The 321-nt window shown below is 48.9% G+C and carries 1 rRNA gene; it reads left to right on the top strand.

Annotation, left to right across the window (positions count from 1 at the left end):
* Positions 1 to 260: 260 nt before the first annotated feature.
* Positions 261 to 321 (top strand): 5S ribosomal RNA (rrf, locus tag ACO0K8_RS22330); the annotation flags it as partial.

Below are 321 nucleotides of genomic sequence, written 5' to 3'. Positions count from 1 at the left end.
GTATTGTTTGTGTGTTTGCCTTATGTACCGGTATCGGAAGATACTGCGAAGTTTGGTACAAATCACAACCGCCTAAGTCCTGCACTCAACATGCAGGCACGCTGCAGCGATGGTCAATCGCTGGGCAAATCGATTATTGATGGACAAGTGAACGATGTTTGCTTGCCTTGGTGGCTTAACCCCACCCTACGACGCTTCTTCCCAATTGGATCTTCTGAAAACCACAGAACAACGTGGCTTCACAAGATCAACAAGTTATGCCTGATGACCATAGCAAGTCGGTACCACCCCTTCCCATCCCGAACAGGACCGTGAAACGAC

The sequence above is a fragment of the Undibacterium sp. Ren11W genome, from assembly GCF_049340485.1.
Lineage (GTDB): Bacteria > Pseudomonadota > Gammaproteobacteria > Burkholderiales > Burkholderiaceae_D > Undibacterium.
Note: the sequence above shows the minus strand (reverse complement) of the source record. Positions and strands in the feature narration are given on the sequence as shown.